22 protein-coding genes and 2 pseudogenes are annotated in these 21,171 nt (G+C 41.4%); 10 read left to right on the forward strand and 14 right to left on the reverse strand.

What is annotated here, in order from left to right; genetic code table 11:
* Positions 1–86: 86 nt before the first annotated feature.
* From nadE to tnpA, 4 genes and pseudogenes are all read right to left on the reverse strand, one after another.
* Positions 87–923 carry an NAD(+) synthase gene (nadE, locus tag AAEZ18_RS10770; protein ID WP_011326802.1) on the reverse strand — a complete coding sequence of 279 codons (837 nt, stop codon included), beginning with the start codon at positions 921–923 and terminating at the stop codon, positions 87–89.
* 73 nt (positions 924–996) lie between these two features.
* Positions 997–1,626, reverse strand: a complete 630-nt coding sequence (locus tag AAEZ18_RS10775; RefSeq protein WP_089367542.1) for a YceH family protein — start codon at positions 1,624–1,626, stop codon at positions 997–999.
* Positions 1,627–1,667: 41 nt separating this feature from the next.
* Positions 1,668–2,027 (reverse strand): annotated as a pseudogene (locus AAEZ18_RS10780) (response regulator); the annotation flags it as partial.
* A gap of 67 nt (positions 2,028–2,094) precedes the next feature.
* Positions 2,095–2,487, reverse strand: a pseudogene (tnpA, locus tag AAEZ18_RS10785) (IS200/IS605 family transposase); the annotation flags it as partial.
* Between the two features lie 38 nt (positions 2,488–2,525).
* Between tnpA and AAEZ18_RS10790 the strand changes: the two are divergent.
* Complete coding sequence (locus AAEZ18_RS10790; RefSeq protein WP_350551261.1) at positions 2,526–3,767, forward strand: RNA-guided endonuclease InsQ/TnpB family protein; 1,242 nt, start codon at positions 2,526–2,528, stop codon at positions 3,765–3,767.
* 69 nt (positions 3,768–3,836) lie between these two features.
* On the opposite strand, the gene ycaO is transcribed toward AAEZ18_RS10790, so the two are convergent.
* A complete protein-coding gene (ycaO, locus tag AAEZ18_RS10795; RefSeq protein ID WP_086997093.1) occupies positions 3,837–5,597 on the reverse strand; it encodes a 30S ribosomal protein S12 methylthiotransferase accessory factor YcaO in 1,761 nt (586 codons plus the stop codon).
* 156 nt (positions 5,598–5,753) lie between these two features.
* On the opposite strand from ycaO, the gene AAEZ18_RS10800 reads away from it, so the two are divergent.
* The 4 genes from AAEZ18_RS10800 (at position 5,754) to AAEZ18_RS10815 (ending at position 11,189) form a co-directional block, all read left to right on the forward strand.
* Complete coding sequence (locus AAEZ18_RS10800; RefSeq protein ID WP_350551264.1) at positions 5,754–8,084, forward strand: penicillin acylase family protein; 2,331 nt, start codon at positions 5,754–5,756, stop codon at positions 8,082–8,084.
* Positions 8,085–8,233: 149 nt separating this feature from the next.
* Positions 8,234–9,085 carry an MBL fold metallo-hydrolase gene (locus tag AAEZ18_RS10805; protein WP_086997043.1) on the forward strand — a complete coding sequence of 284 codons (852 nt, stop codon included), beginning with the start codon at positions 8,234–8,236 and terminating at the stop codon, positions 9,083–9,085.
* An 88-nt stretch (positions 9,086–9,173) separates the two neighbouring features.
* Positions 9,174–10,745, forward strand: coding sequence for a bifunctional GNAT family N-acetyltransferase/carbon-nitrogen hydrolase family protein (locus AAEZ18_RS10810; protein ID WP_011326808.1), 1,572 nt, complete (start codon positions 9,174–9,176; stop codon positions 10,743–10,745).
* 126 nt (positions 10,746–10,871) lie between these two features.
* On the forward strand, positions 10,872–11,189 hold the full coding sequence (locus tag AAEZ18_RS10815) for a DMT family transporter (protein ID WP_350551267.1): 318 nt from the start codon (positions 10,872–10,874) through the stop codon (positions 11,187–11,189).
* A gap of 69 nt (positions 11,190–11,258) precedes the next feature.
* Here AAEZ18_RS10815 and AAEZ18_RS10820 read toward each other — a convergent pair whose 3' ends face one another.
* Complete coding sequence (locus tag AAEZ18_RS10820; protein WP_208834495.1) at positions 11,259–12,137, reverse strand: EamA family transporter; 879 nt, start codon at positions 12,135–12,137, stop codon at positions 11,259–11,261.
* Positions 12,138–12,358: 221 nt separating this feature from the next.
* On the opposite strand from AAEZ18_RS10820, the gene AAEZ18_RS10825 reads away from it, so the two are divergent.
* Entirely contained in the window at positions 12,359–12,742 is a 384-nt protein-coding gene (locus tag AAEZ18_RS10825; RefSeq protein ID WP_086997040.1) for an MAPEG family protein, read from the forward strand.
* A 36-nt stretch (positions 12,743–12,778) separates the two neighbouring features.
* Here AAEZ18_RS10825 and AAEZ18_RS10830 read toward each other — a convergent pair whose 3' ends face one another.
* On the reverse strand, positions 12,779–13,468 hold the full coding sequence (locus AAEZ18_RS10830) for a pseudouridine synthase (protein WP_011326812.1): 690 nt from the start codon (positions 13,466–13,468) through the stop codon (positions 12,779–12,781).
* Positions 13,469–13,647: 179 nt separating this feature from the next.
* On the opposite strand from AAEZ18_RS10830, the gene AAEZ18_RS10835 reads away from it, so the two are divergent.
* Positions 13,648–14,076 (forward strand): GNAT family N-acetyltransferase, encoded by a 429-nt coding sequence (locus AAEZ18_RS10835; protein ID WP_350594708.1) that lies wholly within the window; start codon positions 13,648–13,650, stop codon positions 14,074–14,076.
* On the opposite strand, the gene AAEZ18_RS10840 is transcribed toward AAEZ18_RS10835, so the two are convergent.
* The 7 genes from AAEZ18_RS10840 to lptM all read right to left on the reverse strand — a co-directional run bounded on the left by AAEZ18_RS10840 (position 14,073) and on the right by lptM (position 19,119).
* On the reverse strand, positions 14,073–14,429 hold the full coding sequence (locus AAEZ18_RS10840; protein ID WP_179807255.1) for a HopJ type III effector protein: 357 nt from the start codon (positions 14,427–14,429) through the stop codon (positions 14,073–14,075). The genes AAEZ18_RS10835 and AAEZ18_RS10840 overlap by 4 nt on opposite strands.
* A gap of 79 nt (positions 14,430–14,508) precedes the next feature.
* Positions 14,509–15,213 (reverse strand): HAD-IA family hydrolase, encoded by a 705-nt coding sequence (locus AAEZ18_RS10845; protein WP_011326816.1) that lies wholly within the window; start codon positions 15,211–15,213, stop codon positions 14,509–14,511.
* 11 nt (positions 15,214–15,224) lie between these two features.
* Positions 15,225–16,172 carry a tyrosine recombinase XerC gene (locus AAEZ18_RS10850; protein WP_086997027.1) on the reverse strand — a complete coding sequence of 316 codons (948 nt, stop codon included), beginning with the start codon at positions 16,170–16,172 and terminating at the stop codon, positions 15,225–15,227.
* On the reverse strand, positions 16,169–16,780 hold the full coding sequence (locus AAEZ18_RS10855; protein WP_341255292.1) for a DUF484 family protein: 612 nt from the start codon (positions 16,778–16,780) through the stop codon (positions 16,169–16,171). The genes AAEZ18_RS10850 and AAEZ18_RS10855 overlap by 4 nt, the downstream gene beginning before the upstream one ends.
* The gene (gene dapF, locus AAEZ18_RS10860) at positions 16,777–17,607 is read right to left on the reverse strand and encodes a diaminopimelate epimerase (protein WP_011326819.1); all 831 of its coding nucleotides are present in this window, start codon (positions 17,605–17,607) and stop codon (positions 16,777–16,779) included. Before dapF ends, AAEZ18_RS10855 begins: the two co-directional genes overlap by 4 nt.
* A gap of 63 nt (positions 17,608–17,670) precedes the next feature.
* Positions 17,671–18,924, reverse strand: a complete 1,254-nt coding sequence (gene lysA / locus AAEZ18_RS10865; RefSeq protein ID WP_011326820.1) for a diaminopimelate decarboxylase — start codon at positions 18,922–18,924, stop codon at positions 17,671–17,673.
* Positions 18,925–19,119, reverse strand: a complete 195-nt coding sequence (lptM, locus tag AAEZ18_RS10870; RefSeq protein ID WP_350551280.1) for an LPS translocon maturation chaperone LptM — start codon at positions 19,117–19,119, stop codon at positions 18,925–18,927.
* 147 nt (positions 19,120–19,266) lie between these two features.
* Here lptM and cyaY point away from each other — a divergent pair, with 147 nt between their 5' ends.
* From cyaY to AAEZ18_RS10885, 3 genes are read left to right on the forward strand one after another with little or no spacing between them, the layout of a single operon-like run.
* The gene (gene cyaY, locus AAEZ18_RS10875) at positions 19,267–19,590 is read left to right on the forward strand and encodes an iron donor protein CyaY (protein WP_011326822.1); all 324 of its coding nucleotides are present in this window, start codon (positions 19,267–19,269) and stop codon (positions 19,588–19,590) included.
* Complete coding sequence (locus AAEZ18_RS10880; protein ID WP_350594725.1) at positions 19,587–20,243, forward strand: alpha/beta hydrolase; 657 nt, start codon at positions 19,587–19,589, stop codon at positions 20,241–20,243. Before cyaY ends, AAEZ18_RS10880 begins: the two co-directional genes overlap by 4 nt.
* A gap of 22 nt (positions 20,244–20,265) precedes the next feature.
* Complete coding sequence (locus AAEZ18_RS10885) at positions 20,266–21,171, forward strand: DUF2914 domain-containing protein (RefSeq protein WP_350594712.1); 906 nt, start codon at positions 20,266–20,268, stop codon at positions 21,169–21,171.

Here is a 21,171-nt window from a genome sequence, read left to right on the forward strand (position 1 = left end):
TTAATACCAATTTAATTAAAATCTTACGTAATACTTTAAGCGGTCGATCAGTCAAATTACTAAGGTATCGTACGATAATTACTGTATTAAAGCTCATCGTATATAGTTGGCACTGGTTGACGCTTATGTTGCGTACGCTGATAAATAGCGCTAAGTGTTTGTTCAACCTGTTGCGTAACCGGTTTACCTTCTAAAAAGTCATCAATTTGCTCATAACTTAAACCTAACGCTTCTTCGTCGGTAAGTCCTGGGCGATCACTTTCTAAATCTGCGGTAGGTGCTTTATTAACTAATACAGACGAAGCACCTAATGTACTACCTAAAGCGCGCACTTGGCGTTTAGATAAGCCAAAAAGCGGTGCAAGGTCACAAGCGCCATCACCAAACTTGGTATAAAAGCCGGTAATATTCTCGGCACTGTGATCGGTGCCAACTACTAAACCTTGGCAAAATGCAGCAATTTCGTATTGTGCAATCATGCGTTGACGGGCTTTAACATTACCCTTAATAAAATCAATTTTTTCTTGCTCAGGGAGTGATTCACCGTTACCAACAATAGCCGCCATTGTTTGTTCGTGTAGCGCATCGGTTGCGGGCTTAATATTTACCGTCATGCGGCTGCTAGGTTGAATAAAATCAACCGCTAGTTGCGCTTCATTTTCGTCGGCTTGCACACCGTAAGGTAAGCGTACCGCAACAAATTTATAATCAGTAGTGCTTTGCTCTTGGTTAAGTTCATTAACAGCAAGTTGGCATAAACGACCGCACACTGAAGAGTCGACTCCACCACTAATACCTAATACCAAAGACGTTGCATGGGCTGCTATTAAGCGGGCTTTAATAAAGTTAACACGACGGCTAATTTCAGCATTTACATCAATAACTGGCTGCACTTTCATTGCAGCCATAATCTCGGCGCGCATGGCCAACTCCTTAGGGTTAAATAATTATTTCGCTCAGCAGAGCACTTGTATTATGTGATTTAGGGCTAACAAATTAAAGCCCTAAGTGAGCTTTAATTTTTTGTAACTCGGTTTTTAACTCGTCTACTTCGGCGAGTAACTCATTGAGTTCTTCACTTTTTAACTCATCAGTCGTTTGCTCTGCAGGGCGTGTTATTTCACTTATTGGCTGCTCGCCAAGCAAATGCATATAACGACAGTCACGTTTACCCGATTCGCGCGCGAGTTTGGTTATTATGTCATTTTCAATTAATTTATTAAGTGCAAGCTCAACGTCATCTACACTATTAAAATTTGCTAATCGTGCGCATCGCGTTTTTAATTCTCCGGGAGTTTGTGCACCCCGTAACAGTAACAAGCAAATAATTGCGCGCTGCTGCGCACTAAATTTTAAGCTACTAAACTCGGTGTTACAAAAACGGTGGTCGTATTTATTTACTCGCCCAGAAAGCCCTTCATCAATGGTAACCAGTCGGGCATTTATTAATTCATCGAGTGCAATTTGCACTTCGCTGTCGGTTAAGTTTAAAACCGGTGCACGATTTGATTTTTGATTACACGCATTAGTTAGCGCATTTAACGACAAAGGGTAGTGTTCGGGAGTTGTACTTTGCTTTTCTAGTAAACAGCCAATAATACGCTGTTGATTTGCTGATAATTGCATAACTCATCTCAACTAATAAACTATATGATTAGCTTACACTTTTATTGAGTGCCAAGCCATTGCTGAAGTTTAGGGTGCAGTGCACTAAAATCGAGTGGCTTACTTAAGTAATCATTCATACCCGCTGCTAAGCACTTTTCTTTGTCTCCCTGCATTGCATTGGCAGTTAAAGCAATAATAGTTATGTTTTGATAATGCTTACCCGAGTCGCCATTTCTAATCGCTTTAGTTGCTTGGTAGCCGTCCATTTCAGGCATTTGGCAGTCCATTAAAATTAACTGGTAAGTATTAGCGGGTTGCTCATTTAGTTGCTTTATCGCCTCACATCCGTTTTCAGCAATATCAAATGAAATACCGGCTTGTTTTAATAAAGCCCCAGCAACAACTTGGTTAATTTTATCGAATCCTTCCGAGAAAACCCATTGATCGACGCGAAGCGGCGTCGATGGGATGAATCGGAATAACTAGCCCTGATTTTTGAATGTATTTTCGAATTGTATCAGCAGAAGCATTTCCTACTGAGCAAACAAAATACCCGTCAGACCAAAAGGTTTTCTCAATCCAGAATTGCTTTTTCAACCACTTAAATCTCGACCATAGGCTTTGTGTCGTTGATTGTTTAATTCTACGAACATAACTCGCAACACAAATGGTCGGGGAAATCGTAAGCAATATGTGTATATGATCTTTGTCTACCTCGATCTCTTCAATATTAAATTCTGAGCGCTCTGCAATTTCAGAAATTTTTTGTTTTACAAATTCACCTAAGTTACCTTGTAGCAATTGCCTTCTATATTTCACAACTAAGATTAAATGTAACGCTATTAGATATTTGCAGTGTGATTTAGTTTCATATTCGATCTTGACAACCCTTTCATATACAGTAGTCTATACAGTGTATGAAAAAGACGCTTAGATACAATTACAGACTGAATCCTACACCAGAACAAGAAGCTAAACTCATAGAGTTTGGCGCGACTGCGCGTGGTATTTGGAACTTATTACTGTCTGAAAATATGCGTCGATATGAGTTCGATAAAACATTCTTGTTCTACAATGATATGGCCTCGCTTCTTAAGGAAATAAAGCCTTTTGAAGAGTTTACGTGGATTAAGTCTTTTGACTCGGCAGCAGCTCAGCAAGTTGCTCGCGACTTAGAAACAGCGTTAAAGAACGCAATCTCGAAAGGCCGTTTGCAGCGCTTTCCAAAGCATAAAATCTCATACAAAAAGAAAAAACTTCACAACGATTCATTTCGAGCGGTAAACAATTCTAATTGCATCCGTATTGAAGATGGCACTATCAGTATTCCAAAAGTTGGTAAAGTGCCTATCATTTTACATCGCGAACTGGCTAGCAAAATCAAAACGGTAACTGTTCAGTTTCGCCACGGTAAATGGGAATGCAGTATTACTCAAGAAGTGGAGTGCAAAACAGCGCTTCGCGTTTTAAAAACAATCACAGGTTTTGACATTAACTCAAAGCAAACGGTAGTTGGCTCGAACGGCTACGTGGCCGACAATCCAAAGTTTTTAACGCAATCAAAAGCCAAATTAAATCAATTGCAACGTCAGCTTGCCCGCCGAAATAAAGGCTCAAATCGCTGGCACAAAACAAGACAACGCATCAATAAATTACACGGTAAGATCTCAAGGCAAAGGCTCGACTTTGCACACCAAATCTCACGACAGATAACCAATGAAAATGACATTTTAGTGTTTGAAGATTTAAACGTAAAAGCGATGCAAAAATTCAATGGCAGTATGGTAGCTGACAATGTGATGGCTCTGATAACTCAGCTTTCAAAATACAAGGCTGAGCTTGAAGGCAAGCTCTATCATGAAATTGGTCGATTTGAAAAATCGACTGGGATTTGCGCAGAATGCGGCCAGCACCATGTTTTAACATTGAACGATAGACATTTCATTTGTGTGGCTTGCGGAGTGCATCAAAATCGGGACCTTTCAGCGGCTAAAAGCATAGCGAACACAGGTGAGTTAGACTTAATAGCGGCTGGAATCGTCGGAAGGGTTAATCCCACTTTTCAGCGGAAAGCAGCTAATAAAATGAAAGTCTTCGAGCTATCGAAGTTTGCTGTTGGATCTGAGAAAAAAAGAAGCAGCCTAGCATTCATAAGCTAGACTGTAGAAGCCCATTGATCGACACGTAGTGGCGTCGGTGGGTAGTTCACAATTAATAGTTTAACTAAATTACGAGTCGCTAACCTCGCGTGCCCAATGCTGCTGTTTAGCTACATGGAGTTTGCGATAACCATCAAGTAATGCGGCATGCTTTGTAAAGCCAGTAAGCGATAAGCCTGGGAAGGTTAAACCGTTAAATAATTTACGACCTTCGGCTATTTCAATTGCTAGCGTTACATTGGCAGTACCAAACATTAAGCCTAATGCATCTTGATAGTCTGCATATTCGCGTTCGTCATCGTATTTTATTTCTAAAATAGCTTTTAAACAGCGAAAGTGACGCATTGCATCTTCGTTTACTTGCCCGGTATGTAATATCCAGTCAACCCAATCAATGGCTTCTTCGTTACCTGCGGCTAGGCAAAGGTGCGCTTTTAGTTCACCAATACGCAGCGTATCCCAAGATGTATCAGGGTCGGTTACTAAACCAATAAACTCGGCAGCGCGAATGATATCGCTATGGCCCGCTTCCTCTAGTGAGTCATAAATTTCCATCCATTGCTCAACGTCGTACTGATCAAGTGATAAAAATGTTTCGCGGAACTTAGCGCCTTCGTTGTTGTTACGCCAAATTAGTTCATCAACTGGGTAAATGTCTGACATACCAGGGACTAAAATACGACATGCATATACGTTTAAGTGAGTGTAATCCATGATGTAAATATCATGCCCCATGCTATGGATTAAGTCGGTACAAAAGTTATATTCTTGCTCAGTTGTGCCGCTAAAGTCCCAATGCACAAAGTCAAAGTCGGCTTTTGCGCGGAAAAAGTCATGAGAAATTAAGCCGCTAGAATCAATAAAGTGCAGTTCAGTGTTTTCTGGAGAGGCAACTTCATCATTATCAAAAGTAGCAGGTTGAAACACATCAAGTTGATCTAAACGACGACCTTGTAATAGTTCTGTTACGGTACGCTCAAGTGCCACTTCAAATGATGGGTGAGCACCAAAAGAAGCAAATACAGAGCCATCAGCTGGGTGAATAAGGGTAACGCTCATTACTGGGTATTTACCGCCTAGAGAGGCATCGGCAATACGTAAATGAAAACCATGGCTGCGTAACTCTTCACACGCTTCATGAATTTTAGGGTACAGCTTAACTACTTCTTCAGGCACGATAGGCAGACACAAGCCCTCAGTAATAATGCGGCTTTTTATAGCGCGTTCAAATACTTCGGATAAGCCTTGTACGCGTGCTTCAAATTTAGTATTGCCGGCACTCATACCGTTAGATACAAAAATATTACCAATAACGTTAACCGGAATATACACATCTTGGTTATCGCTTTGGCGGGTGTATGGCACAGTACAAATACCACGCTTAACATTACCAGAGTTAAAATCGAAAAGGTGCGATGCATTAAGTTCGCGCTCTGGGTCAAAGTAGTCCCATAAGCTTTCATCCATAATGCCCTCAGGCACTTCATCGTTTGTTACTGTAAACCACTTTTCGGTTGGGTAATGGGTAAACTCTGCATGGGCAAATTCTTCACCTAAATAAAAGTCAGCAAAAAAGTAGTTACAGCTTAAGCGTTCAAAGTATTCGCCTAATGCCGAAGCTAACGATGCTTTGTCGTTTGCGCCTTTACCATTGGTAAACATTACGCCACAGTCTTGGTCACGAATATGTACCGAATAACAGTTAGCTACAGGGTTAAGCCATAACGCTTCCTCAATATTAATATTAAGGGCTTTTAGCTTATTTTGCATAGTAGAGATCGACGATTCTAAATCGCGGTCTTTACCTTTTATAAATGTTTTATCAGTCATACTCATCTCAACTAGGGCTGCACAATATGTGGATTAGCTATTATCGTGGATTTTGAGGTTTATTTCATCCTTTGCGCCGCAGAATATGACTTTTTAATAGAAGGATAGTAAATATATGTTAATAATACTTTATTAGAATTTTTAAAGGATAGCTGGATGTTTAAAGTAATCAAGCGCTTGCTGCTGTTAGTAGTGGTTTTAGGGCTGGCCGGTACTGCGGTTGTTTATGGTGTACTTAGTTTGAGTTTACCAGCGCTTGACGGCAAAGGTCATAGCGAAGCGATTAATGAGCCGGTCATTATTTCGCGCGACGTACTTGGTCAAGCTGTTATCAAAGCACAAAGCCACAACGATGCCGCTTATGGTTTGGGGTATGCGCATGGGCAAGACCGGTTTTTTCAAATGGACTTACTGAGGCGTAATGCCGCCGGTGAGTTGAGCGAAATTTTTGGTAAGGCGGCGCTAGCACTAGATAAAAAAATGCGTTTTCATCAATTGCGTAAACGCAGCCAAGTTATTTTAAAAAACCTTCCTAAGTCGGATAAGCAATTGCTTAAAAGCTACGCTCAAGGGGTTAACGAAGGATTAGCGCAAATAGGTTACTCAAGCTTTGAATACTTACTCACTGGTGTACAGCAAAAACCATGGCAAAGCGAAGATAGCCTATTAATAATTTTTAGTATGTATCTTGATTTACAAAGTGCCACCTTTGAGCGCGACCAAGCATTAATTCAAATTGAGCAGCAATACGGCAAACATATGCTCAAATTTTTAACGCAACCTAGTCAATACCAAGCTGCGCTTGATGGCAGCCAATTAGCACCCTACAGCGCAGGCATACCTAAGCTACCAATACCCAAGCAACAAACGCAGCAATCATCCACTGTGCAATCATCATCAGCAATGTATGTATTTAATTCTTTTGCAGCAAGCCAAGAGCGCGGCAGTAATAACTGGGCAGTTACCGGCGCATTAACTACAACCGGAGCTGCTATGCTCTCTGATGACATGCACCTAGCAATGGCGGTGCCTGTTATTTGGTACAAAGCGCAATTAAATTATGTACATAATAATGTAAAAACCCAAGTTACAGGCGTGTCGCTACCGGGTGCGCCAGCTATTGTAGTGGGCACTAATAATCATATCGCATGGGGGTTTACCAATGGTTATATTGATACCGCGGATTGGGTTGCGCTTACAAGTAACGATAAAACGTGGCAAGTAGATGAGCAAATTGCATTACCGAATAATGAAGCCGAAACTTACACACTTACCCTGAGCGAATATGGTCCGGTAAAATATATTAACGGGCAAGCTTATGCACTGAGCTGGGCGGCGCATCAAAGTTATGCGGTTAACATGCAATTATTACAGCTCGAACAGGCAACTGAAGTTGATGATGCCCTAGCTATAGCCAGCGATGTAGGTATTCCGGTACAAAATTTAATTGTAGTTGATAGCCAAGGCAGTGCCGCATGGAAGTTAATGGGGGGAATTCCTGGACGTAAAACACCCAGCGAGCTTAGTGTGAAAAGTACTGATTACTCGCCGCTTTGGTTGCAAAATGAAGCGCAGCGCCCCGTGGTTAAAAACCCAGTAAGTGGACGAATATGGACTGCAAACTCACGGGTCGTAAGTGCCCAAGATAACGAGCGCTTTGGTAACGGCGGCTATTCACTTGGCGCGCGTGCAACACAAGTGCGCGACCGCTTGTTTGAAAAACAAAAATTTGTTGAAGATGATTTTTATCAATTACAGCTTGATAACCAAGCACGATTTTTAATTCCTTGGCACGCTTTATTGCTCAAGCAACTCAAAGCCGATGAAGGTAATAACGCCGCGTATATTAGCGCTGTTGAAAACTGGCAGCAGTGCGCGTGTGCAAGCTCAGTAGGTTATACCTTGGTAAAGCATTATCGCGATGAAGTGATTAATATTACCTTTAGTACGTTGCAGCAAAGCTTAAGTGAGAAAAATGGCACGTTGAGCTACGTAAGGCGTGACTTAGAACCGGCAGTTTGGCAGCTTATTAACGCGCAACCAAGCAGTTGGCTCAATCCACAATTTTCAACTTGGGAGCAGCAGCTGCAGGGGGCATTTAGTCAAACTATTGCTAAACTCAGTACGCAATACGGTAATAACATTCAAGGCTGGCAGTGGGGCAAAGTAAACGAGCTGGTTATAGAGCATCCGTTTGCTAAACAAGTACCAATACTTGCCCGCTTTTTAAATATGCCAAAAACGCCAGGGTTTGGTGATAGTTACATGCCAGCAGTGCAGGGGCGTAGCTTTGGTGCTTCACAGCGCTTTATTGTACAGCCAGGACATTTAGAAAACGCCATTTTAACCGTACCTGGCGGGCAGTCTGGGCACCCGTTATCAAACTTTTATCGTGCCGGTTTTAGTCAATATATTAATGCAGAAAACACGCCATTATTACCACAAGCGCTAGTACATCAAATAATAATATCGCCAAAAGGCAAGTAGCTGTTTAGTGAACTAAGCTAGAGCTTGTTTATCTTTCGAGATTAAATTTACAGCCGTATGTTTGGTTTTTAGGTAAGGCAGGGTCTATGTCGTGTAATTATTCTTCATAAATAGACGATAATTAATTATAAATATAAGTGAGCACTAAAATGAAAAAATTACTTCCCGTATTAATCACTGGCTTGTTGTTAAGTAGTGCGGCTTATGCCGATGAAAGTGTAGTTAAAACGCAAAAACTGAGCGAGCATATTTATATGTTACTTGGTCAAGGAGGCAATATTGCTGTAAGTGTCGGCGACGATGGTATTTATATTATTGATGATCAATTTGCCAAGCTTTCAAGCGATATTAAAAAAACGATTAGCGATTTACAGCCCGGCAGTACTGAGTTTGTAATTAACACCCATCATCATGGCGACCACACCGGAGGCAACGAAAATTTTGCTAAAGCAGGTGCCCACGTTATTGCTCACGATAATGTGCATAAGCGCTTAGTAGCGGAGCATGGTGAAGGGTCAGATTTTTTACCGCGGATTAGTTTTAGCCACGATTTAAAGCTGCACTTTAACAACGAGCATGCTCATGTAATGCATTATCAGCATGCACATACTGACGGTGACGCAGTCATATTTTTTAACAAGGCTAACATTGTACACATGGGCGACATTTTCTTTAACTTTGGCAGCTTACCGTTTGTAGACGTAGACAGTGGTGGCAGTGTTGATGGTATTTTAGCGGCTGTAGATGACGTAGTGAAACAAATTGACGATAATACAAAAGTGATCCCAGGACATGGTCCGCTAAGCGATCGTTCAGGGCTGGTGGTGTATCGTAAGCTGGTGCAAAAAGCCAAAGATGTTATGCTTAAAGCAATGCAAAACAAGGCAAGCTTAGAGCAAGTACTTAACGCCGACCCATTGGCAGAGCTTGGCCTTGAATACGCTAGCTGGTTACCTAAAGAGCGTGTAACTACACTTTTTTATCGTAGTTTAAAACAATAAAAATGAATTAAGTAATAGCACATCAACTATTTTATTAAGCTGGGCGCATGTTCGGCTTTTTTATTCCCCATTCCTCAAGGAGTTGTGTATGACGGTAGAAAAAACCCATCTCGAAATTTGTAATTTAACTAAAGAGCAATACCCACAAATTAAAACCTTGATGGATCAAGCATACCCAGATTTAGGTGGTGCATGGCCTAGCCATACAATTTTTAGATTAATAGACCAGTTTCCAGAAGGGCAAATAGGCATTGTGGATGATGGTGTGCTGGTAGGCTTAGCATTAAGCGTGCAAGTAGACTATGCCCGCTTTTCTAACCCCCATACCTATGAAGACATAGCCGATGGTCATGACCGCGTATTTAGTGATACCGCTGGCGATGCACTGTATGGCTTAGATGTTGCGATTAGCGAAACGCACAGAGGTATGCGCCTTGGGCGTAGGCTGTACGATGCCCGAAAAGAATTGTGCCGCCAATACAACTTACGCGCTATTTTAGCGGGTGGTCGTATTCCGCGTTATTACAATCACAGTAATGAAATGACCCCAATGGAATATATAGCTAAAGTAGATCAAAAAGAGCTGTACGATCCTATCTTAAGTTTTCAGCTAGCAAACGATTTTCAAGTTAAACGCTTACTTAAAAAGTATTTACCCGAAGATCAAGAATCAGTAGGTTATGCCACATTACTGGAGTGGAATAACATATTGTACGAACCAACCGACACCGTTATTAATATCGTAAAGTCGATTGTGCGTGTAGGTGCGGTGCAGTGGCAAATGCGTAAGGTGGAGTCGGTAGAGGAAATGCTCAAGCAGGTCGAGTATTTTGTTGATACGGTTTCTGATTATCAAAGTGACTTTATTTTATTCCCTGAGTTTTTTAATGCCCCGCTAATGGGGTTAACTGAGCAAGTTAATCAAACCGAAGCGATCCGCAATTTAGCCGAGTACACAGAAACCTTTAAAAATGCTATGTCGCGTATGGCAATTGAATACAATGCCAATATTATTACCGGCTCAATGCCAGTAGCCGACGGGGATAAAATTTATAACGTCAGTTATTTATGTCACCGCAGCGGTAAAATAGATGAGCAACGTAAAATTCATATTACCCCGCATGAGCAAAATGACTGGGTTATTCAAGGCGGCGACAAAATAGCGGTATTTGAAACTGATGCAGGGCGTGTTGGTATTCAAATTTGTTACGATGTTGAGTTTCCAGAACTATCTAGAATTATGGCCAAAGAAGGCTTAGAAATTTTATTTGTACCTTTTTGGACTGATACTAAAAATAGCTATTTACGGGTACGTCATTGTGCTCAAGCACGCGCTATTGAAAACGAATGTTATGTGGTTATAGCAGGCTCTGTTGGTAACTTACCAGAAGTAGAAAGCCTAGATGTACAGTTTGCACAATCGGCAGTACTTACACCGTCTGACTTTTCATTCCCACATGATGCAACACTCAATGAGGCAACCACTAATACCGAAATGTTGTTATTTAGTGACCTTGATATGGATAAATTAAAAATTCTTCACAGTGAAGGGACAGTACGTAACTTAAAAGATCGACGTGAAGATTTATACGACATAATGCTAAAAAAAGTGAGTGACGATAAAAAGGTTAGTGCGGATAAGCAAAAAAGTAGCTTTTAATCACTACAAAATAGGTAGCTTATTAAAGTGTGAGCTGGTTAATTATCATTAATCTTGTTTATTGCTGTTAATGAATAAATTAGCTCGCTAAAATACCGCAAATTTTTAATAGAGTGAGTGCTTTAAGTGGCTTGGATGTATTTAATAATTGCGGGCTTGCTTGAAATTGGCTGGCCAATAGGCTTAAAAATTTCGCAACAAAGTGACAGCCGCTGGTTAGGTATTGGCATTGCGGTTGCATTTATGGTGGTTAGTGGTTTTATGTTGTGGCTAGCTCAACGTGATATTCCTATGGGTACATCTTATGCGGTATGGACAGGCATTGGCGCTGCTGGCACATTTATTGTGGGCATTTTGTTTTATGGTGATACCGCCACTTTTGGCCGTATTGCCGGTGTCTTAATGATTATTTGCGGTGTGATCACACTTAAAATAAGTCATTAAAAAGTAAACTCAACGCGGTTTAATCAAAAAAAGCGCAGGATTAAAAGCCTGCGCTTTTTTTGCCAGTAATTAATTGGGCAGCATGACTAAAATAGCGGCAACAGCAATGAGTAATAACCCGGCGCTGTCTTGTTTTTTAAGCGGTTGTTTTAGCCACAGTACGGCAATGAGTATGGTAAAAAACACCTCTATTTGGCCAAGCGTTTTTACATAGGCAACATGCTGCAAGCTCATGGCGCTAAACCAGCCAATAGAGCCCACACAGCTAAAAATACTAATCGCAACAGTTGTGCTTTTATATTGCCAAAGTTTACTGAGGGTGTGTGGCTCTTTTAATAATAAATAACCCAGCAATATTAGAGTTTGTAAGCTAATAACAAAAAGCAGTACCCAAGCAGCAGAGTGAGGAAATAATAGCCCTGAATTTAAACTGCCCTCACGTACCCATAATGAAGTAAGCGCAAAGCAAGTACCGCACGCAAGCCCTAATAAAGCTGTTTTGGCATCGAAGCGTTTAATGCTGGTTATACCGCTCATTAGCAGTACGGCAATAGCCCCTAAAAATACCCCCAACCAACCCAATAAGGTTAACGCCGAGCCAAAAAATAATACTCCTAAAATAGCGGCAACCAAAGCCTCACTTTTTGCAAGCCCAGCGCCCACAGCGTAATTATTCATTTTAAATAATTTAACCATTAAGCCAGTAGCAAGAATTTGCATAATACTTGCGCCAATAATAAAGCCCCAAAAAGCATTATTAAAACTAGGCATAGCGGTATCTTGGTATTGATATAAACCATACAAATACACAGCAGCAATAGGGCCTGCAACAATAAAACGCGATAGAGTAACGCCAGCTACGCTCACATTACTACTTAACTTACTTTGTAGTGCATTGCGCCACGCCTGCATAAAAGCGGCTAAAAAAGTGAAAAATACCCAAGTCATAATAACAATACAAAAATAATAGAGGGCGATAAGTTAACAAGGTATACAAAGTAAAGCGATAGTGCTTTAGGCTCAGCTGCGACAATATGCCGCAGTTTAACTGCCGTAAATTAGTTTATAGTTGGCTTGATGTTACTGTTTAGCCGTCAGGCGCTTATCTGGCGGCTTTTTTATAGTGGGTGTGTTATTTTAAATAATTAACAATAACAAAGAACCGTACTATGACTATTTTAATCGCTTGTGCTTTATTGGCCGTTGTAATGCCTTATTTAGCAAGAATACCCGCAGTAATCGAACTTAATAAATTGGGCGGCTACGACAACAAGCATCCGCGCCAACAACAAACTCAATTAACCGGTTTAGGAGCGCGCGCTTTAGCTGCACACCAAAACTGTTTTGAGTCGTTAGCAGTATTTGCCGTTGCACTTGCGGTGGTATTAGGCACTAATAATGTTAATGCGGTAACCGAAACCTTGGCGATGAGCCACATTGTAGCGCGTGTTTTATTTTGTGCTTTTTACTACCTTAACCTAGATATTATGCGCTCAATTATGTGGTTTGTTGGTATAAGTACAGCTATTGCAATGATTGCAGTGAGCTTTTAAATTTATTTTAAAACCCCAAAGCGTTTTAAAAGGCGCTTACTTTATAATATCGCTTTTATTAATTGCAATATATTGCCCTTGGGCAAGGTTTAGCGTTTGCAGGGTTAGCTCGCTAATTTGCTCGCGATACAAGTCAATTACCTTGTAACCACAATAGTGTGCCATTTTTCTAATTTGCCTATTAAGCCCTTGCTTTAAAATAATACTAAATTGTTTGTCTGCTATTTTTTCAACGCTACAGGGCAAGGTTATTTGCTTATCTACCGGTACACCTGCGGCCATTTTTGTACAAAACTCGGCATCAATGCTTTTATTAACGCTAACTAAGTAACGTTTTGGCTGGTGGAAGTCGGGATGAATTAGTTGGTTACACAACTCACCATCGTTGGTTAATATAAGCAAGCCACGGGAGTCTTTATCAAGACGGCCAATAGGGTAAACCCGCGTAATAGTAGGCAGGTGGTGATAAAGGCTAGCAGGGTCATTCTGATCAAGCTTGCAGTCAATACCTACAGGCTTATGATAAGCAAAATAAATTAACTCAGCAGTGCCTTTAATAATTTGCCCGTTAACTGTTATTTGGTCTTGCTCATCAACATGGTCAATATGATTAGCCGGGCGGTTATTTACTATCACTGCACCTTCGTCAATTAAGCGTGAGGCTTGTTTACGCGAGCAAACACCAGCATGGGCAATGTATTTAGCGAGTCGAATTTTGGTGCTCATAAATGGTTGCTGTTAGTCATTGGCAAAAGTGTGCAGCAGATTATAGCAAAGCTGCCAAGTAAACATTACTGAAGGTGGGTAAATAGCTATAAATTTAGTGTTAGGCGCTACAGAATATGCATTTTTATAAGCAGCTGTTGGTTTAATAATTTTTAATTTTATAAATATTAGAGGCGTTAATGTATCAATTATATGCAAATAATGACGATTGCTTAAATCAGGCGCTTCGTCAAAAAATAGTGGCGTTTAATAGCGCGCATTTTGATGCTGAGCGTATGCCTATTGGTTATCAGTTTTTAGACGCACAAGAGGAATTGGTCGCTGGGATTAGTGGCTGTGTATTTGGCAATTGGTTGCAGATAAATTGGCTTTGGTGCAGCGAGTTAGTACGTGGCAATGGCTTGGCGACTAAGTTATTAGTCGCACTTGAAGCGGCTGCAGTTGAGCTTGGGGCAACGAGGGGGCAGCTCGATACGCTTGATTTTCAAGCCAAGCCTTTTTATGAAAAGCACGGTTACCAAGTTAAGTATCAACTTAATAATTATCCGCGCACGGGTACTCGCTATTTTATGGAAAAATCGCTTATTAAACCCTTGCAGGGTGATTAAATAGCTTTAAGTGGCTCGCCTGTAAAGGTTACGCCTAAAAACGGGGTCACTTCAGGAGCAAGCATAAAGGTGCGAATATTCATATGATCGCTACCTTTGGGGTTGTTAAGCACATCTTGATGATAAAACTGACCAAAGCAATCGAGCGTATTTTGTTTACTAAGTTGGTTTAGTTTTGCAAAAGCGAAAACTTTGCAAGAACCATTGTTCTCGCTCGCAGCACTAAGTAAACCATGATTATTAAATGCGCAAGGGGTGAAGCGGTAATGTGTATCGATAATTGCCATAGTGTCGGTAAATTCGATGCTTTTTGGCTCATTTGCCAATTTTTCTAGGTAGTCACTTAGAGTCACTTTCTGTCCTTAGGATTATTTTTATACTTAACTCTAACCTATCTGTTTACTGATTTATATTAAACTAGTACACGTGCACTTAAATTAAATGTGATAAGGCATTAATGTTAGTTATTTCAATATCGGCAAGGCCTTTGTAAGTATAGTTGGCAGCTTGGTTATTTAACCATACAGATTGGCAGCCGGCATTATTAGCGCCTTGCACGTCGCTATCTAGGCTGTCACCAATGTGTAAAATAGCTTTGTGTGGCACCTGTAAATGTGTAGCTGCTTGATCAAACAAGTTATTGTGCGGTTTAGCTTTACCGTGTAAACCCGCTTGCAGTACCAAGTTAAATTTATTATTTAAATTAAACTGGCTCACATCGGCATTGCCGTTGGTTATGGCTATAAGGGTAAAGCGAGTAGCGAGCTTATCGAGTAAGTTAAGTACGTCATCGGTCACGGTTATATTACTGCGAGCTTGAGCAAATACCTTGTACGCAGCACTTGCAAAGTGTTTTGCGTCGTCGGCATTAAAGCCTTGCTTAGCAAGAAGTAAGCCCAGTGTTTGCAAACGCCACTGCGTTACATCTTCAATTAATTTTGGCTGCTGTTGCAGTGCACAATCACGACAATGCAGCCATTGCTGCAAGCCTTGATGTTGATAACCCGGCAGGGTATTTAAATAATCAGTTTGCGCTTGTACGGCGGCTTTTATAATTGGGCGATTGTCGTAAAGGGTATCGTCTAGGTCGAAGCTTAATACCGACACAGGTGCAATGGCACGATTAAAGCGGATCATATTATGGTTTCCTAATCAGTTCGCTTTTTTGCCCTTGGGTGCGTGTTGTCGTACACCTTGGCTAAATGCTGAAAATCTAAATGAGTATACACTTGAGTGGCCGACAAACTACTGTGCCCGAGCAGTTCTTGTACCGCGCGTAAATCGCCAGATGACTCTAAAATATGCGAAGCAAACGAGTGGCGCAATTTGTGCGGATGCACTTGCGAGCTAATGCCTTGCTTGATGCCCCATTCTTGCATTCTTAAACGTACTTGGCGTACCGAAATGCGATTTTTTTTGCTACTTAAAAATACCGCCACTTCGTCAGGGGTTGCAAATTGAGGGCGTATTATGAGCCATTTTTTTAGCGCGTTTAGCGCTTTACTGCCTACCGGAATTAAGCGTTCTTTATTGCCTTTACCGCGTACTAATATTTCACCATTTGCGGCGCTTATATCTTGTAGGTTGGCACCAACTAACTCGCTAATACGTAAACCTGATGAGTACATAAGCTCCATCATGGCTTTGTCTCTAATGGCCAGAGGTTCGTCGTCGGGTATTTCGAGCAAGCGTGCCATTTGATCTACATCGAGATTTTTAGGCAAAGGCTTAGCAAACTTAGGCCCTTTTATGCCTACCGCCGGGTTATGGTAATGCGCTTGTTTAGCAATATTTTTAGCTTTTAAGAATTTATATAAACTGCGAATACAACTGAGCTTTAAACTAATAGTGCGGCCACTTAATTGTTTTGAGCGCAGTGCCATGCTGTAACGGCGAATATGCTCACCCTGTACACTAAACCAGTCGTCGCAGAGCTTACTAAAGTAAAGCGCTGCAAAGCCAAGTTGGCTGACATATTGGTTAACAGTGTGCGCTGAGTATTGCCTTTCAAACTTTAAATAGTCGCTAAATAAAGTAATAGGCGTGCGCCAGTTATCGCTTAAGTCGCTGATATTTGGCGCAGGGTTGTCACTCATGCAAGTTCCAGCAACCTTGACTGCAGAGCGACTACAAAGTCTAGTACAAAAAGGGTGTCTTGTGCGGGCTCAAAGTGGTTGGCGTTGTTGCTGGCAAAAGCCAAAATAGCAATTGGCTTGTTAATATCACCAATTAAATAAATAGCCGTTGATTGCGCCGTATCGCTAAATAACAAATCTCGTTCTTGCTGATTAATACGCCCTAAATAGTGCCCTGAATTACTCAGGCGATGCTCAACAAGTTGAGCATATTTAGTGTCGTACTTTACTAACCGACAGTCGCTAATATCTGGATTGCTACAAATAATATCTTGTAAGTTACTGGCAAGCGCATCGAAGTCGTTATTACTGCAAAGCTGTTGATGGCATAGGCTAAATAAGCGATACACTTGCTCATTTTGTGCAGCGTATTTGCTCATGCTGGCAATTTGATTTTTTAACAACGTATTGTGCTCGCGCAATTGCCGCTGCTGAATATGCACCAAAGATGTTGCACCTTGGGCTTGTTGTTGCAGCTCAAGCTGAGCAAGTAGCTCAGGGTGCTGAATTAAAAAATCAGGGTGGTGTTGTAAATAATCTACCACTTGCTGCGCGTTTAGCTCACTCATAGTGCCACTTGTCCATCAAACACATGCTCTGCTGGGCCGGTCATACGTACTGGGTGGCCTTCACCGTTCCAGCGAATTTGTAAACTGCCACCGGGTAAGTCTACTTGTACTGTGCTGATTAACTTATTTTGAATAAACCCAATAACCATTGCTGCACAAGCGCCTGTACCACATGCTAATGTTTCGTTTACACCGCGCTCCCACACTCGTAATTTAATATGCTCTTTGGAAATAACTTGCATAAAACCAATATTAGCTCGCTGCGGAAAACGCTCATGGTTTTCAAGTAACGGACCCAAAATATCAACTTGTGCGGTAGTAATATCGTCAACTTCTAATACACAATGTGGGTTACCCATAGAAACCGCGCCACTAAAAACAGTATGCTCTTCGGTACGAATAATATAGGTCAGTTCGCGCTTGGTTGCTTTGAGTGGGATTTTACTTGGCTCAAAATTAGGATGGCCCATATTTACAGTTACTTGGCCGTCTTTTTCTATGTATAGGGTTAAATTACCCGACTTAGTAGACACAGTGATTTTGTGTTTATTGGTAAGGCCTTTCATACGTACAAAGCGGGCAAAGCAACGTGCGCCATTGCCGCATTGCTCTACTTCGGTGCCATCGGCATTAAAAATACGGTAATGAAAATCGAGATCAGGGGAGTATGGTGCTTCAACCATTAGCAGTTGGTCAAAGCCAATGCCAAAATGGCGATCGGCCAGTTTTATTATTTGATCTCGCGACAAAAAAACGTTTTGTGTAATATTATCAATCACAACAAAGTCGTTGCCTAAGCCGTGCATTTTGGAAAAATTAACTAACATAGCGCTCTAATTCGGTTTTGCTCTGCGCTAATCATGCCACAGAGCAGGGACTTACAAAAACGTTTAAGGTAAAATTTTCTCACCTTGATACAGGCTCTCTATGGTTTCGCGTTCGCGAATAAGATGATGTTGACTGCCATCTACCATTATTTCTGCAACACGCGGACGAGAGTTATAATTTGAACTCATAGTAAAGCCATAAGCACCGGCACTTCTTTGTACCAGTAAGTCGCCTTGTTTAAGTGCTAACTCGCGGTCTTTACCTAAAAAGTCACCAGTTTCGCAAACAGGGCCAACAATATCAAAGTTATGAGTAGGGGTTTCGTCGTCGCGTACCGATACCGGAATGATTTTTTGCCATGCTTGATAAAGCGCTGGGCGCAGCATGTCGTTCATGCCTGCATCAACAATAGCAAAGTACTTATCTTGGTTTTGTTTAATAAATTCAACTTGAGTAACTAAAACTCCTGCGTTAGCAGCAATGGCGCGACCGGGTTCAAATATAAGCTCAAGGTGGCGATAATTAACTAGGCGCTCAGTAACTTGTGCTGCATATTCGCTAGGGTGCGGAGGTTGCTCGTCATTATAAGTTACCCCTAAACCACCGCCTATATCTAAATGGGTAAGCTCGATGTTACACGCTTTTAATTCATCTATTAGCGTTAGTAGCTTATCAAGTGCTTCAAGAAAAGGTCTGGTTTCGGTGAGTTGCGAGCCAATATGGCAATCAACGCCAATAATGTTTAATCCAGGCAGTGAAGCGGCATGCTGATACACGCTCACAGCTGTTTGAATATCTATACCAAACTTGTTTTCTTTTAAGCCGGTAGAAATATACGGATGCGTTTTTGCATCTATATCGGGGTTAACGCGAATAGAAATAGGCGCTGCTAAATTTAGCTCACAGGCCACTTCTGAAATACGTTCTAGCTCCGAGACCGACTCAACATTAAAGCATTTAATTCCGAGCTTTAATGCATAGGCTATTTCGTCTGCTGTTTTAGCCACACCCGAAAACACCACTTTGGAGGCGTCGCCACCGGCTTTAATTACTCGCGCCAGTTCACCCTTAGATACAATGTCGAAGCCCGACCCTAAACGCGCTAATATATTGAGTACCGCAATATTAGAGTTGGCTTTAACGGCGTAGCACACCAGGGATTTATGGTTTTTAGTAGCATTAGCAAAGGCTAAATAATGGCGCTCAAAGGTGGCTCGCGAATAAACGTAGCATGGCGTACCATATTGCTGAGCAATACTTGCAATGCTTACGTCTTCAGCAAATAATTGATTGTTTTTATAATTAAAAAAATCCATTTATTGCTCCTGCTTTTTAGGTGTATTAGTTTGCTCAGTTTGAGTTTCTGGATTAGCTACGTCTTGAGGTTTATTTTGTTCTGCTTTTTGCTCTGGCAAATAGAGCGGACCGCTTTGACCACAGCCAGCTAATGCGCTTAGCAGTACAGTGCTCATTAATAGTTGCTTAAATTGTGAAGTATGTATCGCTTTCATTAGATTAATAGTGTTGCTGGCTTTATAATCGCAGAGTAACAGAATATCTAAAAAATGCAGCTATTCGCGGATGATTTTATTCCTGTTACACTAGCTGTACAAAAACGCACCCACTATTAGGCGGCTCGCCTGCAAAGGAAATTAACCATGACTGATCATGAATATCACCAATTAGCCGAAGCACTTATGTTCACAATTGAAGAACAAGTTGATGATTGTGAAGCAGATTTAGATTATGAGTCGGCACAAGGTATTTTAGAACTAATTTTTCCTGATAACAGTAAAATTGTGATTAACAAGCAAGCACCTTTACACCAAGTATGGGTTGCTACTAAATTTAACGGACATCATTTTGAATTACGTGGTGATAAGTGGATAGATAATCGCTCTGGCGCAGAGTTTTGGCAGTTTATTAACGAGGCATCAACTCGCCAAGCTGGCCAAGACGTTAAATGGCAATCATCGTTATGAGTTTAGAGTTTGTAGAATATCCGGCTCAAGGTGAGCATAAAGCAACCGTTATTTGGTTGCACGGTTTAGGTGATTCGGGGGAAGGTTTTGCACCCGTAGCACCACAGTTACAATTACCAAATGAACTAGGGCTGCGATTTATTTTTCCGCACGCGCCTGTACAACCGGTCACCATAAATGGTGGCATGGAAATGCGTTCTTGGTATGATATTAAATCAATAGAATTAGATAAACGTGCCGATGAGCAAGGTGTAAGAGATTCTGCCGCTAAAGTAGAGCAACTTATTAACCAAGAAATAGCCAATGGTATTTCTGCTGATAAAATTATTTTAGCGGGTTTTTCCCAAGGTGGCGTTGTAGCTTTGCATTTAGCCCCACGTTTTGAGCAAAAGCTGGCGGGTGTAATGGCGCTTTCAACCTATATGTGTGTACCAGAAAAGCTGGCAGATGAAGCACTACACACAGATTTAAATATTTTTATGGCGCATGGCAGTCAAGATAATGTAGTACCGCCTAGTGCAGGTAAAAGTGCGTTCGAAGTTTTAACAGCACTTAGCATGGATGTAAGCTGGCAAGAGTACCCTATGGCTCACCAGGTTTGCGCAGAAGAACTGCAAGCTATTCGCCATTGGTTAATTGCTCGCTTAAGCTAATAATGGAGCCGCTGAGGTTAAAATGAGTCAAAAAATAGTTATTAAAGCAAATGTTAAACGCGAACCACAAGAAAGTGTAACTACACTAACCTACGAGTGGAATTGGCGTCGTATTGTGAGTATTTCTATGCTGCTACTCATGACCTCTGCTGCCGTTATATATGGCTTAACCAGTGCCGTTAGTGCCGAGCAGGATGAACACCCCAATGAGCCAGAGGATAGAGTGTTGGCGCAAAGTAACGATATAAGCCAGCGTGCTGTTACTTCATTACAAACAACGCAAGTAGAGCTAAATACCTCGGCAACAGTTGCGTCACAAAACAGTGAAAGTGAGTTGTTAGTTGCGCCTATTAATTTAGTTGCAGAGCAAAAAGTAGCAGAGCCTGATAAAGTAGCAGCGGCAGAGTTACCCGCAATCCCGCAAGCTGAGGCTAAAAACAACTCACCAGAGCCGGTTAATATTGAGCAAGTACCTACTACCGATTTATTAGTTGATACAGATGTTGCCGCTATTAGTGATACTGCACTCTCTAGCACGCAGGGCTTTGCCCCTTTAGCGCAGCTAGCGAGTGTGGCACTTGGCGCGCAAATAGATACCGATAAAATAAGCCGAGCAGTGCTTACACGTAAAGTAAGCAAGCGAGAGCCGGTAAATGTATTTGCTGCAGATATTCGTTTAAGTCAATTTGACGAGACGTTATCGTTTTTTAGTGAGCTAAAAAACTTACAAGGCCAACAGGTAAAGCATGTATGGTTTTTTGAGGATGATATTGTGGCTGAAATTGAGTTAGATATAACATCCTCTCGTTATCGTACGTATTCGACCAAGAATATAATGGACTCGCAAATAGGCCAATGGCGGGTTGATGTAATTGATGAGCAAGGCCAATTAATTGCTCAAAAAGAATTTAGAATATTAGCTGATTGA

Origin of the sequence: Pseudoalteromonas sp. 19-MNA-CIBAN-0066 (assembly GCF_040308705.1) — a bacterium.
Lineage (GTDB): Bacteria > Pseudomonadota > Gammaproteobacteria > Enterobacterales > Alteromonadaceae > Pseudoalteromonas > Pseudoalteromonas nigrifaciens.

Bases quoted from the DNA above. Each gene is read 5' to 3' on its own strand.
- nadE (WP_011326802.1), bottom strand. From the start codon at position 923: ATGCGCGCCGAGATTATGGCTGCAATGAAAGTGCAGCCAGTTATTGAT.
- AAEZ18_RS10775 (WP_089367542.1), bottom strand. From the start codon at position 1,626: ATGCAATTATCAGCAAATCAACAGCGTATTATTGGCTGTTTACTAGAA.
- AAEZ18_RS10790 (WP_350551261.1), top strand. From the start codon at position 2,526: ATGAAAAAGACGCTTAGATACAATTACAGACTGAATCCTACACCAGAA.
- ycaO (WP_086997093.1), bottom strand. From the start codon at position 5,597: ATGACTGATAAAACATTTATAAAAGGTAAAGACCGCGATTTAGAATCG.
- AAEZ18_RS10800 (WP_350551264.1), top strand. From the start codon at position 5,754: ATGTTTAAAGTAATCAAGCGCTTGCTGCTGTTAGTAGTGGTTTTAGGG.
- AAEZ18_RS10805 (WP_086997043.1), top strand. From the start codon at position 8,234: ATGAAAAAATTACTTCCCGTATTAATCACTGGCTTGTTGTTAAGTAGT.
- AAEZ18_RS10810 (WP_011326808.1), top strand. From the start codon at position 9,174: ATGACGGTAGAAAAAACCCATCTCGAAATTTGTAATTTAACTAAAGAG.
- AAEZ18_RS10820 (WP_208834495.1), bottom strand. From the start codon at position 12,137: ATGACTTGGGTATTTTTCACTTTTTTAGCCGCTTTTATGCAGGCGTGG.
- AAEZ18_RS10825 (WP_086997040.1), top strand. From the start codon at position 12,359: ATGACTATTTTAATCGCTTGTGCTTTATTGGCCGTTGTAATGCCTTAT.
- AAEZ18_RS10830 (WP_011326812.1), bottom strand. From the start codon at position 13,468: ATGAGCACCAAAATTCGACTCGCTAAATACATTGCCCATGCTGGTGTT.
- AAEZ18_RS10835 (WP_350594708.1), top strand. From the start codon at position 13,648: ATGTATCAATTATATGCAAATAATGACGATTGCTTAAATCAGGCGCTT.
- AAEZ18_RS10845 (WP_011326816.1), bottom strand. From the start codon at position 15,213: ATGATCCGCTTTAATCGTGCCATTGCACCTGTGTCGGTATTAAGCTTC.
- AAEZ18_RS10850 (WP_086997027.1), bottom strand. From the start codon at position 16,172: ATGAGTGACAACCCTGCGCCAAATATCAGCGACTTAAGCGATAACTGG.
- AAEZ18_RS10855 (WP_341255292.1), bottom strand. From the start codon at position 16,780: ATGAGTGAGCTAAACGCGCAGCAAGTGGTAGATTATTTACAACACCAC.
- dapF (WP_011326819.1), bottom strand. From the start codon at position 17,607: ATGTTAGTTAATTTTTCCAAAATGCACGGCTTAGGCAACGACTTTGTT.
- lysA (WP_011326820.1), bottom strand. From the start codon at position 18,924: ATGGATTTTTTTAATTATAAAAACAATCAATTATTTGCTGAAGACGTA.
- lptM (WP_350551280.1), bottom strand. From the start codon at position 19,119: ATGAAAGCGATACATACTTCACAATTTAAGCAACTATTAATGAGCACT.
- cyaY (WP_011326822.1), top strand. From the start codon at position 19,267: ATGACTGATCATGAATATCACCAATTAGCCGAAGCACTTATGTTCACA.
- AAEZ18_RS10880 (WP_350594725.1), top strand. From the start codon at position 19,587: ATGAGTTTAGAGTTTGTAGAATATCCGGCTCAAGGTGAGCATAAAGCA.
- AAEZ18_RS10885 (WP_350594712.1), top strand. From the start codon at position 20,266: ATGAGTCAAAAAATAGTTATTAAAGCAAATGTTAAACGCGAACCACAA.